13 protein-coding genes and 1 riboswitch are annotated in these 14,388 nt (G+C 72.2%); of the genes, 5 read left to right on the top strand and 8 right to left on the bottom strand.

What is annotated here, in order from left to right; all coding sequences use genetic code 11:
• Positions 1–5 precede the first annotated feature (5 nt).
• From wecB to V5D56_RS19710, 6 genes are read right to left on the bottom strand one after another with little or no spacing between them, the layout of a single operon-like run.
• Positions 6–1,136, bottom strand: coding sequence for a non-hydrolyzing UDP-N-acetylglucosamine 2-epimerase (gene wecB, locus V5D56_RS19735; protein WP_435736961.1), 1,131 nt, complete (start codon positions 1,134–1,136; stop codon positions 6–8).
• Positions 1,133–2,068, bottom strand: a complete 936-nt coding sequence (locus V5D56_RS19730; RefSeq protein WP_435736960.1) for an ABC transporter ATP-binding protein — start codon at positions 2,066–2,068, stop codon at positions 1,133–1,135. The genes wecB and V5D56_RS19730 overlap by 4 nt, the downstream gene beginning before the upstream one ends.
• Positions 2,055–2,981, bottom strand: a complete 927-nt coding sequence (locus tag V5D56_RS19725) for an ABC transporter permease (protein ID WP_435736959.1) — start codon at positions 2,979–2,981, stop codon at positions 2,055–2,057. The genes V5D56_RS19730 and V5D56_RS19725 overlap by 14 nt, the downstream gene beginning before the upstream one ends.
• Positions 2,982–2,991: 10 nt before the next feature.
• Positions 2,992–4,002 carry an LCP family glycopolymer transferase gene (locus V5D56_RS19720; protein WP_435736958.1) on the bottom strand — a complete coding sequence of 337 codons (1,011 nt, stop codon included), beginning with the start codon at positions 4,000–4,002 and terminating at the stop codon, positions 2,992–2,994.
• The gene (locus V5D56_RS19715; protein ID WP_435736957.1) at positions 3,999–5,759 is read right to left on the bottom strand and encodes a glycosyltransferase family 4 protein; all 1,761 of its coding nucleotides are present in this window, start codon (positions 5,757–5,759) and stop codon (positions 3,999–4,001) included. The genes V5D56_RS19720 and V5D56_RS19715 overlap by 4 nt, the downstream gene beginning before the upstream one ends.
• Complete coding sequence (locus V5D56_RS19710) at positions 5,756–7,057, bottom strand: glycosyltransferase family 4 protein (RefSeq protein WP_435736956.1); 1,302 nt, start codon at positions 7,055–7,057, stop codon at positions 5,756–5,758. Before V5D56_RS19710 ends, V5D56_RS19715 begins: the two co-directional genes overlap by 4 nt.
• Positions 7,058–7,279: 222 nt before the next feature.
• On the opposite strand from V5D56_RS19710, the gene V5D56_RS19705 reads away from it, so the two are divergent.
• Positions 7,280–8,368, top strand: a complete 1,089-nt coding sequence (locus V5D56_RS19705) for an LCP family protein (protein ID WP_435736955.1) — start codon at positions 7,280–7,282, stop codon at positions 8,366–8,368.
• Entirely contained in the window at positions 8,365–9,105 is a 741-nt protein-coding gene (locus V5D56_RS19700) for a DUF6270 domain-containing protein (RefSeq protein ID WP_435736954.1), read from the top strand. Before V5D56_RS19705 ends, V5D56_RS19700 begins: the two co-directional genes overlap by 4 nt.
• 19 nt (positions 9,106–9,124) lie before the next feature.
• On the opposite strand, the gene V5D56_RS19695 is transcribed toward V5D56_RS19700, so the two are convergent.
• Positions 9,125–9,589: a hypothetical protein gene (locus V5D56_RS19695; protein ID WP_435736953.1), complete on the bottom strand. Its 465-nt coding sequence runs from the start codon at positions 9,587–9,589 to the stop codon at positions 9,125–9,127.
• Positions 9,590–9,696: 107 nt separating this feature from the next.
• Here V5D56_RS19695 and V5D56_RS19690 point away from each other — a divergent pair, with 107 nt between their 5' ends.
• Positions 9,697–10,155, top strand: a complete 459-nt coding sequence (locus V5D56_RS19690; protein WP_435736952.1) for a MarR family winged helix-turn-helix transcriptional regulator — start codon at positions 9,697–9,699, stop codon at positions 10,153–10,155.
• On the top strand, positions 10,152–11,498 hold the full coding sequence (locus tag V5D56_RS19685; protein ID WP_435736951.1) for an MFS transporter: 1,347 nt from the start codon (positions 10,152–10,154) through the stop codon (positions 11,496–11,498). The genes V5D56_RS19690 and V5D56_RS19685 overlap by 4 nt, the downstream gene beginning before the upstream one ends.
• A gap of 499 nt (positions 11,499–11,997) precedes the next feature.
• Here the strand turns inward: V5D56_RS19685 and serC are convergent, their stop codons facing one another.
• Positions 11,998–13,155, bottom strand: a complete 1,158-nt coding sequence (serC, locus tag V5D56_RS19680; protein WP_435736950.1) for a phosphoserine transaminase — start codon at positions 13,153–13,155, stop codon at positions 11,998–12,000.
• A gap of 147 nt (positions 13,156–13,302) precedes the next feature.
• Between serC and V5D56_RS19675 the strand changes: the two genes are divergently transcribed.
• Positions 13,303–14,013 carry a metal-dependent transcriptional regulator gene (locus V5D56_RS19675; protein WP_435736949.1) on the top strand — a complete coding sequence of 237 codons (711 nt, stop codon included), beginning with the start codon at positions 13,303–13,305 and terminating at the stop codon, positions 14,011–14,013.
• A gap of 201 nt (positions 14,014–14,214) precedes the next feature.
• A riboswitch (cyclic di-AMP (ydaO/yuaA leader) is annotated at positions 14,215–14,375 on the top strand.
• Positions 14,376–14,388: the final 13 nt, after the last annotated feature.

Genomic DNA, 14,388 nt, shown 5'->3' with positions numbered 1-14,388 from the left:
CCTGCCTAGAGGGAAAAGGCTTCACGAAACGAACGACGGAGCGCGTCGAGGACGACTTTCGAGCTCTGTCCGTCTCCGTAGGGGTTCCTTGAGCGCGCGGACGCGCCCACGGGTCTTCGCGCGTGGATCTGTGTTCCGACCTCAGTCACGATGCGCTCCTCGTCGACACCGATGAGGCGTACGACTCCGGCCGCGACGGCTTCAGGGCGCTCCGTGTTCTCCCGCATGACGAGCACCGGCTTGTTCAGGCTCGGCGCTTCCTCCTGAACACCGCCCGAGTCAGTGAGGATCACCGCGCTCAGCGACATGAGCCGCGCGAACTCGCCGTACGGCAGCGGCTCGGTGACCGTCACGTTGTTGAATCCGTCGAGCTGCGGGAGCACGGCGTCTCGGACAACGGGGTTTCGATGCGCAGGCAGGACGATCTCGACGTCTGGGAAAGCGCGTGCGATCCGTGCCAGAGCACGGCCGACACCCTCCATCGTCCCGCCCCAGTTCTCGCGGCGGTGCGTGGTGACGAGCAGGATGCGCCGCCCAGAGACAGCGAGGTGTTCGAGGCGAGGATCGGTGAAGGCTACGTCCTTGCTCACCGTCATGAGGAGCGCGTCGATCACGGTGTTGCCGGTCACGACGATCGTCGTGGGGTCGATGCCTTCAGCCAGGAGGTTGGCACGGCTCGTCTCGGTGGGAGCGAGGTGCAGGGCGGCGATCTGGGTGGTGAGCTTGCGGTTCGCTTCCTCCGGGAAGGGCGACATGATGTTCCGCGATCGCAGCCCGGCCTCGAGGTGCACGACTGGAATCTGTCGGTAGAACGCCGCCAGTGCGGCCGCCGTCGAGGTCGACGTGTCGCCCTGGACGATGAGAGCGGCCGGCTTCTCTTTCTCGAGGATCGGGTCGAGACCCGCCAGCACACGCGCGAAGATCTGCGCGAGCGTCTGCCCGTGGCTCATGATGTTCATGTCATGGTCGGGCACGATGCCGAACAGCTCGTTCACCTGGTCGAGCATCTCGCGGTGCTGGCCGGTCACCACGGTCACCGACTCGAAGTCGGGGCTCTCCTCGAGTGCCTTGATCACGGGCGCCACCTTGATCGCCTCGGGCCGAGTCCCGTAGACGGTCATGATCTTGAGGGTCATGCGTCGGCAACCTCCGCGGTCGTCAGCGGGGCCTTTGGATCCCGCTCGTGCCTTGGGCGATAATGCCGCCCTGGCGGCTCCTCGATCTGCACGTGCGTCTCCGTCTTCTCCGCGAGCGCGTCTTCGATGATCTTCTTCGCCTCGTCGGGCTTCTCCTTGGCGATCGCCCACGCCCACTTGCGGTAGCGCAGCGCCACGTCCTCCGCCGGACCGTCGAGCACGAGCCGGCCGTAGTTCAGCCAGATCGCGCGCGTGCAGGTCTCCTCGATCGTCTTGGCCGCGTGGCTCACGAGGAACACGGTGCCGGCGTTCTCCCGCAGGCGGTTCATACGCGCCTCGCTCCGTTCGCGGAAGGCCGCATCGCCGGTCGCGAGTGCTTCGTCGATGAGCATGATGTGCGGGTTCGCGGCGGTCGCGATGGCGAACCGCAGGCGCGCACCCATGCCGGAGGAGTACGTCTTCATCGGCAGGTAGATCGACTTCCCCAGGCCGGCAAGCTCCACGACGTCCGGGATCGCCTTCTCGGTCTGCTCCGGCGTGAGGCCCATCGCCAAGCATCCGAGCCGCACGTTCTGCTCACCCGAGAGGTCGGGCACGAGGGCCGCGTTCACCCCGATGAGCACCGGCGTGCTCTCCGACAGCACCCGCCCGCGGGCCGGCCGCTCGAGCCCCGCGATGATGCGCAGGAGCGTGCTCTTGCCCGAGCCGTTCTGGCCGACGAGGCCGATCTGCTCCCCGGAGCGCGCGACGAACGAGATGCCCGACAGCGCGCGCACTAGAACCATCGGCTGCTGGCCCAGCACCGACTTCGCGGCACGGACGATCCGGTTGGACCGACGGCGCTCCGCGGCGTCCGTCGAGGGCACTCGGTACCGCACGTGCACGTCCTGCACCGCGACCGTCGCTGCGGCGAACGGGTCAAGCTCGGCCATACGACTCCTCCCCGCGGTAGAAGAAGAGGAAGCCGACGACGAGCGTCCCGACGGCCCAGGCACTGAGCCCCAGCCACGACGACAGAGCCGGCGTGACCCCGTAGAGCACGCAGTTGCGCACCATGTCGAGCACCATGAACATCGGGTTGAGCTCCATGACCGCGAGGAGCGTCGGATGGCTGATGAACTTCTCGTACGAGAAGAACACGGCCGACCCGTACAACCACAGTCGTGTCGCGAACCCGATGAGCTGGTTGATGTCCGGCACAACTGCGGCACACCGCGCGAGAAGCAGCGAGAGCCCGGTCACGAACAGCACCTGTAGTGCGAGGACGGCGGGCACGAGCGCGACGCGCCAGGTGAACTCCTCGCCGGGCGGCAGCACGATGATGATCGCGGCCATCGCGCCGAGCACAGGCACCATGTTGAGCATCTCGCGCAGCACGACGGCGATCGGCAAGGACGCCCGGGGGAACGCGAAGGCGCGGATGAGATTTCGACCGGCGGAGATCGACTTCGCCCCGCCTGTGACGCAGCGCGTCGTGAAGGAGAAGAGGAAGACGCCGATGACGAGGTAGCCGAGGAAGTTGTCGATCCCGCGGTCCGACTGCAGCAGCAGCCCGAAGATGAGGAAGTACGTCAGACCGTCGAGGACCGGCTTGAGCACGAGCCACACGGTGCCCAGCAGGTTCTCGCGCGTCCCGCTCGTGACCTTGGCGCGCGCCTCGGCCCACAGGAAGTGCCGCCGGTTCCACAGCTGGCTCAGGTACACCCCGAGCGGCGGCCGGGCTCCGACGCGCGTGAGCCGGCCGCCCGAGACGACCTCCGTCGTCGACGGCGGCCCGGCGAACAGCATCGAGTAGAGGTCGCCGCTCGTCGGCTCCTCCTGCTCGGTGTTCGTGTTCCCGGCCATCTGCGGCATCCTAGGACGCCCCCGTGGGGGCGTACTCCGTGCCGTACGTCGCGACGTACGCGTCGAGCGTGTCCGTGCGCACCGCCTCGCCGAGCGCTGCGGTCTGCGCCGCGTCGACGAGGTTCACCGACGCACCCCCGCGGTTCCCGAACCCGGTGACGGGCACCATGAGCCCCACGACGTCCTCACGCTCGAGCTCGGCGGCGAGCGGGACGAGCGCGAGGGCGTCGTCCACGTCGAGGTCGCCCGTGATCTTCACGTTGCGCACGAGCATCGGGACGAGCTCTGCCAGCACGGCCGGCTCGTCCGCGCGCTCCGCGATCCGGTCGAGCATCCCGACGAGCGCCGCGCGCTGCCGTTCTGTGCGGTCGAGGTCGCCGAGCGGGAGGCGCTTGCGCTCGCGCACGTAGATGAGTCCGTCCGTCCCCGAGAGCGTGATCCGCCCTTCGGGGAAGTCCACCACCCGACCTGTGCTGTTCACGGTCACCGTGCTCGCGTGCCGGTTGTCGACCTCGAACCCGTCGAGCGCACGCGTGAGCGCGATGAAGCCCGCGAAGTTCGACTGCACCACGTAGTCGATCTCGACGCCCCCGAGCACCTGGGAGACGGTCTGCGCGAGCGTGTCCGTGCCGCCGGGCGCGAACGCCGCGTTGATCTTGCCCTCGCCGAGCCCGGGGATGTCGACCCACATGTCGCGCGTGAACGACACGAGGTACAGCTTCTCCCGGTCCGCCGGCACGTGGGCGAGCAGGATGGTGTCGGCGTTCCCCGTCAGGTCCGCCGGGTCGCGCGAGTCCGACCCGACGAGCAGCGCGTTCACCGGCCCCTCGGGCAGCGGGTCCGGCGGTCCGGTCGGCGTGGGCGAAGGAGCCGCGGTCCGCGGCACCGACGGAGTCGACGCAGAGGGTGACGTCGTGGCCGACGGCGCGGGGTCGGCCGGCTCGGCCGTGCACCCGGTGAGCACGAGCAGGGCGGCGGCGACCACGCCCGCGAGAGCACGGCGCAGGAGGGCGGATGTCATCGTGCCCCTCCAGCCAGTGCTCGTGCGTACACCTCGCGGTACCGGGCCGTGTTCGCGGCCCACGTCCTGGTGGCCGCGAGACCGCGACCGCGGGAAAGCATCGCACGACGCCCCGCGGCGTCGTCGAGCACGTCCGCCACGGCAGCGGTCCACGCGGAAACTTCACCCGGTGCGACGAGCACACCGGCATCCCCGACCGCCTCGCGCAGCGCGGGCAGGTCGCTCGCGACGACGGGCCGACCGACCGCCATCGCCTCGACCGGCTTGAGCGGTGTGACGAGACGGGTCACGCGGTCGTCTCGTCGCGGGACGAGCACGACGTCGAGCGCGGCGAGGTACGTCGTCGCGAGCGCGCGCGGGACGCGGCCGGGCAGGACCGCGTGCTCGCCCAGCCCCATCTCGTCGGCGAGGCGGAGCAGGCCGGGGCGCGCGACGCCGTCGCCCACCACGAGCGCCGTCGCGTCCACGCCGCCCGCGCGCAGGGCGGCGACGACGCGGAGCACGGTGTCGAGTCCCTCGTAGTCGACGAGGCTGCTCACCGTGCCGACCACGGGGCCCGGCGCGACGAGGCCGAGACGCGCCCGGGCGTCCTCGGGCGACGGGTGCGTCGTCTCGAGCAGCGACTCCGGCACCGCGTTCGGCACGACGGTGACGCGCGCCCCCGGCACGCCCCGCGCCACGAGCTCGGCGCGCATCGTCTCGCTGAGCGTCACGACGTGGTCCGCGGCGAGCGCGAGCTCGGTCTCCTTCGCGCGGATCAGCGTGTACCGGCCCGATGCCTCGGCCGCCCGCCGAGCCTCCGGCGACCGGTGCGACGCGGCCCACGTCTCCTCCGGCAGCCCGCGCACCTCGTACACCCACGGCACCCCCAGCCGGCGCGCGGCCTCCCGCGCGGCGGTTCCGGTCGTGTGCGGCGTGGTCGCGTGCACGACGTCGGGCGCGAACCGCTCCCCGGCCCGCACCAGGAGGTCGACCTCCGCCCGGGCGCGCGCCTCCGGGTCGGCGCGCTGGACCCACGGAAGCAGCCGTTCGTACCGCACGCCGTCGACGACGTCCGCGCCCCGGGCTCCGAGGACCCCGATGGTCACCGGGTACGCCGCACGCGTCGTGGCGAAGACGGTCAGCCCGGCCTCGCGCTGCGCGCGCAGGATCGCGTGGCTGCGCAGCGTGTACCCGCTCTGGGTGTGCGGCAGCGAGTTCGTCAGGTGGTGCAGCACGCGCGGGTGCCCGACGTCGGTGCTCGCCCTCGACGCGGGGCGAGTCCTCGCGTCGTGGTCGGCGGGGGAGAGGCCCAGCGCCCGCACCTGCGCGCGGATCGCGCGCAGCGTGCGGCGCTCCGCCCGGCCCGACGCCGTCGCGCGGGTCAGCGCTTCCACGTCACCCGCGTGCCACAGCGCGCGCAGACGTGCCGGGCCGGGGTGGGGGACGCCGTCGAGCAGGTCCGGGCTCCCGACGGCGACCGCGACCTCCGCGGCGACCCGACGCGCCAGCGCCCCACGTCGCGGTGCGGCGAGCAGGGCGGCCGCCGACGCGGCGGCGGCCTCGGGGGCGCCGTCGAGGTACAGGCCGAGCGCGCGCCGGGCCGAGGGCTCGCGTGCAGCCAGCAGGGCGCGCACGACGCCCGCCCGCACCGGCCCGGGCGCTCGGCGAGCCGCCTGGATCGCAAGCCACACGGGGTCGTCGAGCAGCGTGCGCACGCCGAAGGACGCGGCGAGGGTCAGGGCGCGCGCGAGATCGCGCGCGGGAGCCGGCGTCACCGGCACAGCCCGTCGAGGAGCTCGACGTACCGGGCGGCGAGCGCGTCGTCGTCGGCGTTGAGGGCGACCCACTCCTGCGCCGCCGGGCCGATCGACGGGACCGCACCCTCGCGGACGAAGCCCGACCACAGGGCGACGAGAGCGGCGACGTCCCCCGGCGGGACGACGTCGCCCGCCTCGAGGGACAGCACGAGCTCCGCGGCCTCGCCCGCGAGGCACGCGGTGACGTGCCGGCGCGTCGCCATCGTCTCGTACAGCTTGGACGGGACCGTCCACTGGAACGGCTCCCAGTCGCGCAGCGACACGAGCACGGTGTCCGCCCACGCGTACAGCGCGGGGACGTCCGAGTGCGGGACGCGTCCGAGGAACGTCACCGGCGCCCCGAGCGTCGACGCGAGGGCTGTGAGATGCGGGACGTCCGCGCCGGTGCCGGCGATCCGGACCTCGACCGGGAGGCCGCTCCCGGCGAGCGACGCCGCGGCGTGGATCGCGACCTCGAGCCCCTGGGACCGTCCGATCGTCCCCACGTACACGACGCGCAAGGGCCGGTGAGGGCCGAGGCGCGCGGAGTCGTCGGGCAGCGCCTCGACCTCCTCGCCGACGTCGTCCGCGAGTCGGTCGGCGCCGAAGGTCGTGCCGTTGCGGACCACGCCCACGTGCGGGGCGCCGCGGCCCGCGACGACCTCGGCGAACGTCTCGGTCGTCGTGACGACGAGGTCGCTGCGAGCCTGCAGCCGGACGATGGCACGGTGCGCGACGGCGACGACGGCTGCCCGCAACCGCTGACCCCGACCGTCGGCGACGACCCCGGCCGGGCGGATGAGGTCCGGCCACGCGTCGCGCATCTCGACGACGAACTGGGCCCGGAACAGGCGAGCGAGGGCCCACGCCGCGAACATGCTGGGGATCCCGGGGACGGTGCCGACGACGACCGTCGGCCGGTGCGCCCGCGCGCGCAGGTGCCGCCAGCCGAGGACGACGGAGTGCGCGGCGGCCACGACGTGGTCGGCCGTGCGGGACGCGAGAGAGCTCGTGTGCTCGCGGTAGCGGACGCGCAGGATGCGCTCCCCGTGGCGGCCACGCTCCACCCGCCCGGGACGGATGTCGGCGTGCGCCGGGTCGAGCGTGCCGGCGGGGTAGTGCGGGGGCGGCGCGAGAACGCTCACACGGATGCCCGCGTCGACGAGGCGGGGGACGAGCGCGCCCCAGCGGCGCTGCGGAGCGCCGGTCTCCGGCTCGTAGTGGTGCGTGACGAGCAGGAGGTGGTCGCGCGACGTCCTGGTGCGCGCCTGGGGCAACCGACGTCGAGCATGCCTCGCGGCAGTGCTGGACATGTCGCCCCCTGGCTCTCGTCGTCCTCAGGGCATCGGACCGACGAGGAACTTCGTGCTCATTACGGCACGATCGTACCGCCCGCAAACCGGGGGGTCCCGTGAAACGGCGGGGGACCGCGGGTGAAGAGGCCCGGTGACAGGCCGATCCGGGCCCTTCGGCCTGGGTGCGGACCGTAGGATTCGCCCGTGGCCGACACCCTCTTCCCGCCTTCCCCCACGCCCGAGCCGCCCGGCGAGCGACGTCACGCGCGCCGTCGTCGCGGCACCCGCACCACGCTCGTGGTGCTCGGGTCGCTCCTGGCGGTGCTCGTTCTCGGTGGCGTGGGTGGCGCGCTGTGGTTCCAGAAGCGGCTCGACGACAACATCGAGAAGCTCGCCGACCCGTTCGAGGGCCTCGAGAACCGTCCTGACCCCGCGCCGTCACCGACGGAGGAGGGCGTCACCACCGAGGCGGTGAACTTCCTGGTGCTCGGCTCCGACAGCCGCATCTCCGCGGGCGACCCGTCGCAGTGGGAGGCCGGCGCCCAGCGGACCGACGCGATCATGCTCGTGCACCTCCCGGCCGACCGCGAGACCGCGCAGGTGGTCTCCATCCCGCGCGACGCGTGGGTCCCGATCCCCGGTCACGGCGAGGGGAAGATCAACGCCGCGTTCTCCTACGGCGGGCCGTCGCTCATGATCCAGACGGTCGAGCAGCTCACCGGGGTGCGCATCGACCATTTCGCCGTCACGGACTTCGAGTCGTTCACCGCCCTCACCGACGCGCTCGGCGGCGTGCAGATCCGCATCCCCGAGGACATCGGCGACGGCAAGAAGGTCTTCTTCGAGGCCGGCGTGCACCAGATGAGCGGCGAGGAGGCCCTGACCTACACGCGTCAGCGCCACGGGCTCGCCAACGGCGACTTCGGCCGTGTCCAGCGCCAGCAGAACTGGATGCGCGCCATGCTCGGCAAGATCAACAACAACCGCAACGACGTCGCGATGATGACGCGCTTCTTCACCGCGGTGAGCGAGTCGGTCGCCGCCGACGAGGGCCTGACCATCGACGAGATGCGCACCCTCTACATGAGCGCTCGCGGCCTGAGCACCAACGACGTCACGTTCATGACGGCGCCCAACTCCGGTACCGGGCGCAGCCCGGACGGGCAGTCGATCGTCGTGCTCGACCGCGCCGCGCTCGACCCGCTGATGGCGTCGATGGCCAGCGACACCGTCGCCGACTACCTCGCCCAGAACGCCGCGGCGCTCGAGGTCCTGCCCCCGACGGTGAAGTGACCTCCGGGTCGGGCGACGGGACGCGGAGCGTCCTGATCCACGGGAGCTGCGTCACGCGTGACGCGTTCGCGCTGGAGGACGAGCGGTACCGCCTCGCGGACTACTACGCGCGCAGCTCGCTGGCGTCGGCGTTCGCGCCGCGCGGCGTGGACGGGGTGGACCTCGCGCGCGTGGAGTCGCCGTTCCAGCGCCGCATGGTCGCGCGCGACCAGGACAAGTCCTTCCGGCGGCAGCTCGCGACGACCGGCGCCGACGTGGTGGTCGTGGACCTCGTCGACGAGCAGTACGACCTCGTCGTGTCCGCGGACGGCGGGGTCGCCACCCGGTCGCTGGAGTTCCTGCACGCCGGGGGAGACGCGACGACGGGAACCCGCGTGGAGTCCGGGTCCCCGGACTTCCTCGTGCGCTGGGAGGCCGGCTGGGCCGACTTCGTCGAGACGGCGACGGCGCACGGCCGCCTGGGCCGCGTCGTCGTGCACGAGGCGCGATGGGCGCACGCGAGCGCCGACGGGACGACGTTCGACCACGCGCGCGTGGAGGCGGCGAACCGCACCCTCACGTATCTGTACGCGCGGATGCGCAAGGACCTCCCGGAGCGACGGTTCCTGCGCGTGCCGGACCGCTACCTCCTGGGCGACCCCGGGCATCGGTGGGGCGCGTCGCCCGTCCACTACGTCGAGGACTACTACCGCGCGTTCCTGGACCTGCTCGACGACGCGACGTCGGGCCGGGGCTGACGCCGCCTGCCCGGAGGAGTCAGGCGACTCCGTCGATGACGACGATGCCGTCCTTGAACGCGACGTCGGTGATGCGCACCCCGGGGTCGGTCCGCTGGACGAGGCGCTGCACGTCGAGCGCGATCCGGGCGTCGGGCAGTACCCGGACCGAGCCCGCAGGCAGACCCTTGGCCGCGACGACGGACTCGATGCGGCTCGCGGCGAGACCGAGCAGCTTGTGCGCGGGCAGGCCGCCCGCGCTCGCGTCGACCGCGATCGTCGCGACGCCGTCGGCGAAGCGCTCCACGCGGAGCCGTGCGCGCGCCGTCGGGGCGACGCGGGTCGCGAGCTTGAGCGGTGCCGGCAGGCGCTTGACCTGACGCGGGTCCACGACGAGGTCGAGCTCGTCACCGCGCCCGGACACGGAGGTGATGAACGAGGGCAGCTTCTTGCCCAGGAGCCCGAGCGCGTGGAGGGTCTCGGCGAGCGTCAGTTCGTGGTGCACGGCGCACACCATAGCGGACGAGCGGGACGTCTCGGACGCCTGCTCGGTGACCCTGCCGGGGCGTCGACTACTTTCATTACCCGAGGTAATGAGTTAGGGTAATGATCATGCCTGCTGCGGACCCCACTGCCCCGACCAGGAGCCAGTGCCGGCCCGCCACCCTCGGCGGCGAGCTCCGCGTGGCGCTCACGCGCATCTCCCGCCGGCTGCGCTCGCAGCGCGGCGAGGCCGACCTCCCTGAAGGGCAGTTCGGCGTCCTCACCGTCCTGCACAAGCACGGCGCCATGTCGCCCGGCGCGCTCGCCGAGCACGAGCGCGTCCGCCCGCCGTCCATGACCCGGGCCGTCAACCGCCTCGTCGAGCTCGGTCTCGTCGAGAAGGTCGAGCACGAGACCGACCGCCGCCAGGTCGTCGTCCGCCTGACCGACGCCGGCGTGCACGAGGTCAAGGAGACGCGGCGCCGCCGCGACGCGTGGCTCACGCAGCAGCTGACCACCCTCACCCCCGACGAGAGAGAGACCTTGGCCCGCGCCAGTGAGCTGTTGATCAGGATCGCCGCCCGATGAGCGCGACGTTCTCCTCCCTGAAGTACTTCAACTACCGCGTCTGGTTCGGCGCCGCGCTCGTCGCCAACATCGGCACCTGGATGCAGCGCGTCGCGCAGGACTGGCTCGTCCTCACCGATCTCACGGACGAGTCCGGCATCGCCGTCGGCGTCGTCACCGCGCTGCAGTTCGCGCCCGTCCTCGCGCTGTCCGCCTGGGCGGGCGTCCTCGCGGACCGGCTCCCGCGCCGTCGGCTCCTCATGGCCACCCAGAGCGCGATGGGCCTGCTCGCGCTCGGCCTCGGTGCGCTCGTGCTCTCCGGCCACGTCCAGCTCTGGCACGTGTACGTGTTCGCGACGCTGCTGGGCGTCGTGTCCGCGTTCGACAACCCCGTGCGCCAGACGTTCGTCGCCGAGATGGTCCCCGCCGACAAGCTGTCCAACGCCGTCGGGCTCAACAGCGCGTCGTTCAACGCCGCGCGCCTCGTGGGACCCGGCGTCGCCGGGCTGCTCATCGCCGTCGTCGGCTCGGGGTGGATCTTCGTCATCAACGGCGTCACCTTCGCCGCGACGATCCTCGCGCTCGGCTACATGCGCACGCGCGAGCTGCACACCATGCCGAGCGCCCCCCGGCAGAAGGGCCAGATCCGCGAGGGCATCCGGTACGTGCGCGGCCGGACCGACATCATCGTCATCATGGTCGTCGTCGGCGTCGTCTCGACGTTCGGGCTCAACTTCCAGCTCACCTCCGCGATGATGGCCAAGGTCGAGTTCGGCATGGGCCCGGGGGAGTACGGCATCCTCGGCTCGATCCTCGCCATCGGCTCCCTCACCGGCGCGCTGCTCGCCGCGCGGCGCGAACGACCGCGCGTGCGCCTCGTCATCGGCTCGGCCTTCGGGTTCGCCGTCGCGACCGGCGTCATGGCCCTCATGCCGACCTACGCGAGCTTCGCCGTCGCGTGCATCCCCGTCGGGCTCGCGTCGCTCACCATGATGACCGCCGCGAACTCGACCATCCAGATGTCCGTCGACCCCGTCATGCGCGGGCGCGTCATGTCGCTCTACATGATCGTGTTCCTCGGTGCGACGCCGGTCGGGTCACCGCTGGTCGGCTGGGTCGCCGAGGCCTGGGGCCCGCGCTGGGCCATCGGGATCGGGTCCATCACCGCGGCGCTCGTCGCCGTCGGCGCGGCCGTGTGGGCCGTGCGGAACTGGCACCTCGAGGTGCGCTACCGAGTGCTCCAGCGGCCGCACCTGCTCGTGCGCTACCTCGACGTCGGCACCCCGGTCGAGACCGGCGCCCGTGCGGAGACGAAGCGTCGCCTCGGGGTCGAGGACGCCGAGGAAGCGGTCCGCGCCGCCTGAGGCTGGTTCTGCTGCCACAGCCCGCGTGGTGCGGTCGGGTGGCGGTCGGGGGCGCTCGCGCCGGGTCTACCATCCGCGTCGCTCGTTCCTCGCGCCGCTCCCGCCAGACCCGCCACGACCCGGCGCGAGCGCCCCCGACCGCCCTCGTCAGGTCACCTCGCGAGTCGGCGAGCCTGGTGACACGACGGACGAGCGGGTGGCGCGACGGCAGGGCGGACGAGGCGACACGACAGACGAGCGGGTGGGGCGGCGTCGGATGCGAAGGGCGTCAAGCCGCGCGCGGAGACGCACGGCCGAACGCCCGAGGTGACGGCGCGGCAGCCCGAGCACCGACGCCGCCCCACCCGCGGTGGTGACGAGCACCCGACGCCCGAGGTGACGGCGCGGCAGCCGGGCGCCGAGATAGCGACGTACGGGCACGGAACCCGGGTTAAAAGCCCTGTGCGTCGCTATCTCGGCCGTGCGTCGCTATCTCGCGGCGACCGTCGAGGCGCTGCCGTCAGGCCAGGCGGTCGACGACGTGGTCGACGCACGCGGTGAGGGCGCGGACGTCGTCGGGGTCGATGGCGGGGAACATGGCGACGCGGAGCTGGTTGCGGCCGAGCTTGCGGTAGGGGAAGACGTCGAGGATGCCGTTCGCGCGGAGCGTCGCGACGACCGCCGTGGCGTCGATTCCGTCGTCGAGGTCGATCGTGCCGACGACGGTCGAGCGCTCGGCGGGGTCCGCGACAAAGGGCGTGGCCCACTCGCGGGCCTCGGCCCAGCCGTAGAGGTGGGCCGCGGACTCGGCGGAGCGCGCCGCGGCCCACGCGAGGCCGCCTTGGGCGACGAGCCACTCGACCTGCTCGGCGAGCATGACGAGCGTCGCGACGGCCGGGGTGTTGAGGGTCTGGTCCTGGCGCGAGTTGGCCGCGGCGGTGCGCAGCGACAGCGACTCGGGCACCCAGCGCGTCCCGCTCGACTCGATCTCCTCCGCCCGGGAGAGCGCGTCGGGCGAGCACAGCGCGAGCCACAGGCCGCCGTCGGACCCGAAGACCTTCTGCGGGGCGAAGTAGTAGACGTCGGTCTCCGCCACGTCCACGGGCAGCGCCCCCGCGCCCGACGTCGCGTCGACGAGCGTCAGCGCGCCGCGCTCACGCGAGCCGGCGACGCGACGCACCGGTGCCATGGCTCCGGTCGACGTCTCGTTGTGCGGCCAGGCGTGCACGTCGACGTCGTCCGCGGGCTCGGGGTGGGCGACCGTGCCCGGGGCGGCCGTGATCACCTGCGACGGGTCGAGGAACGGGGCCGCCGTCGTCGCCGCCGCGAACTTCGCGCCGAACTCGCCGAACGCCGCGTGCTGCGCCTTGCGGCGCACGAGGCAGGCCGTCGCGACGTCCCAGAACGTCGTGGAGCCGCCGTTGCCGAGGACGACCTCGTACCCCTCGGGGAGGTCGAAGAGCTCCGCGAGCCCTTCGCGCGTGCGGCGCACGAGCGACCTCACCGGCGCCTGGCGGTGGGACGTGCCGAGGAGCGAGGCGCCGGCGTCGGACACCGCACGCACCTGGGCGGCGCGGACCTTGCTCGGTCCGGACCCGAACCGGCCGTCGGCCGGGAGCAGGTCCGCGGGGATCGTGATCTGGGCGGTGGTGGCGGCAGGCGATGCGGGCTCGGTCACAGCGTCACCCTACGCGCGCGCGAGGTGCGGGTTCCGCGGCGTCCGGGGACGTCGTCCGACGGCGCTCGTTCTTCCGGGATTCTCCCCGGAAGTCGTCAGGGGATCGCCATAGACTGTCCCCCAGCCGACGGACGACAGGAGCGCGACGTGACCGATCTGATCGATACCACCGAGATGTATCTGAAGACGATCTACGAGCTCGTCGAGGAGGGCATCACCCCCCTCCGCGCGCGCATCGCGGAGCGCCTCGGGCACTCGGGCCCCACGGTGTCGCAGACGGTCGCGCGCATGGAGCGCGACGGCCTCGTCGTCGTGACGGGGGACCGGCACCTCGAGCTCACGCCCGCGGGGAACGACAAGGCGACGCGCGTGATGCGCAAGCACCGCCTCGCGGAGCGCCTGCTCACGGACGTCATCAAGCTCGACTGGGAGCACGTGCACACCGAGGCGTGCCGGTGGGAGCACGTCATGAGCGAGCTCGTCGAGGAGCGTCTCATCGGGCTGCTCGACCACCCGCACTTCGACCCGTACGGGAACCCGATCCCGGGGCTGGCCGAGCTGGGAGAGCAGTTCGAGGGCGTGGAGTTCCTCGACGGGGTCGTGCCGCTGCCCACGTACGTCGCGCAGCGCCGCGCGGCGGGCGACGACGAGGTCGAGGTCGTCCTGCAGCGCATCGCCGAGCCGATCCAGGTGGACATCGAGCTCCTGGCCCGGTTCGCGGAGGCGGGGGTGCTCCCGCGGCGGACGCTCGTGGTGCGACAGGCGGTCGGCGGGCTCGTGGTCCAGGGCAAGGGTTCCGAGCTCGTCCTGGACCTGCCCGACGAGATCGCTCGTCACCTGTTCGTCACCCGGTCCTGACTCGCGTCCCTGGCCGGGGTAGCGCTCCCACGACGCGCTGACCTGGGAGAACTTGCTCCCGAGGTCCCGGCTCGCGCGGCGGTCCCCAGACGTCGTGATGGGAACGTGACATTTGACAGGGTGTCCTGTACGGTCGGTGCTGCTCCATCGGAAGACCTGTCCGGCGGAGTCCTCGAGCGGAACGCCTAACCCTGTCGCTGCCCGAGGTTCACGACAACCCGACGACAGGGACGGGGGACCCAAATCCGGGCGCTGGAGACAGCGTCCTTGGGGTGAAGCCCGACGGACCTCGGTCCGTCAGGCCGGGTGTTTCTCCCACCCGAACCCGACAGCTGACCTCGCAGGCGTCCAGGAGAGGCAACACGTGACCGTGAG

Source organism: Cellulosimicrobium sp. PMB13, assembly GCF_051294865.1.
Taxonomy (GTDB): domain Bacteria; phylum Actinomycetota; class Actinomycetes; order Actinomycetales; family Cellulomonadaceae; genus Cellulosimicrobium.
This window is presented reverse-complemented; position numbering and strand designations above follow the sequence as displayed.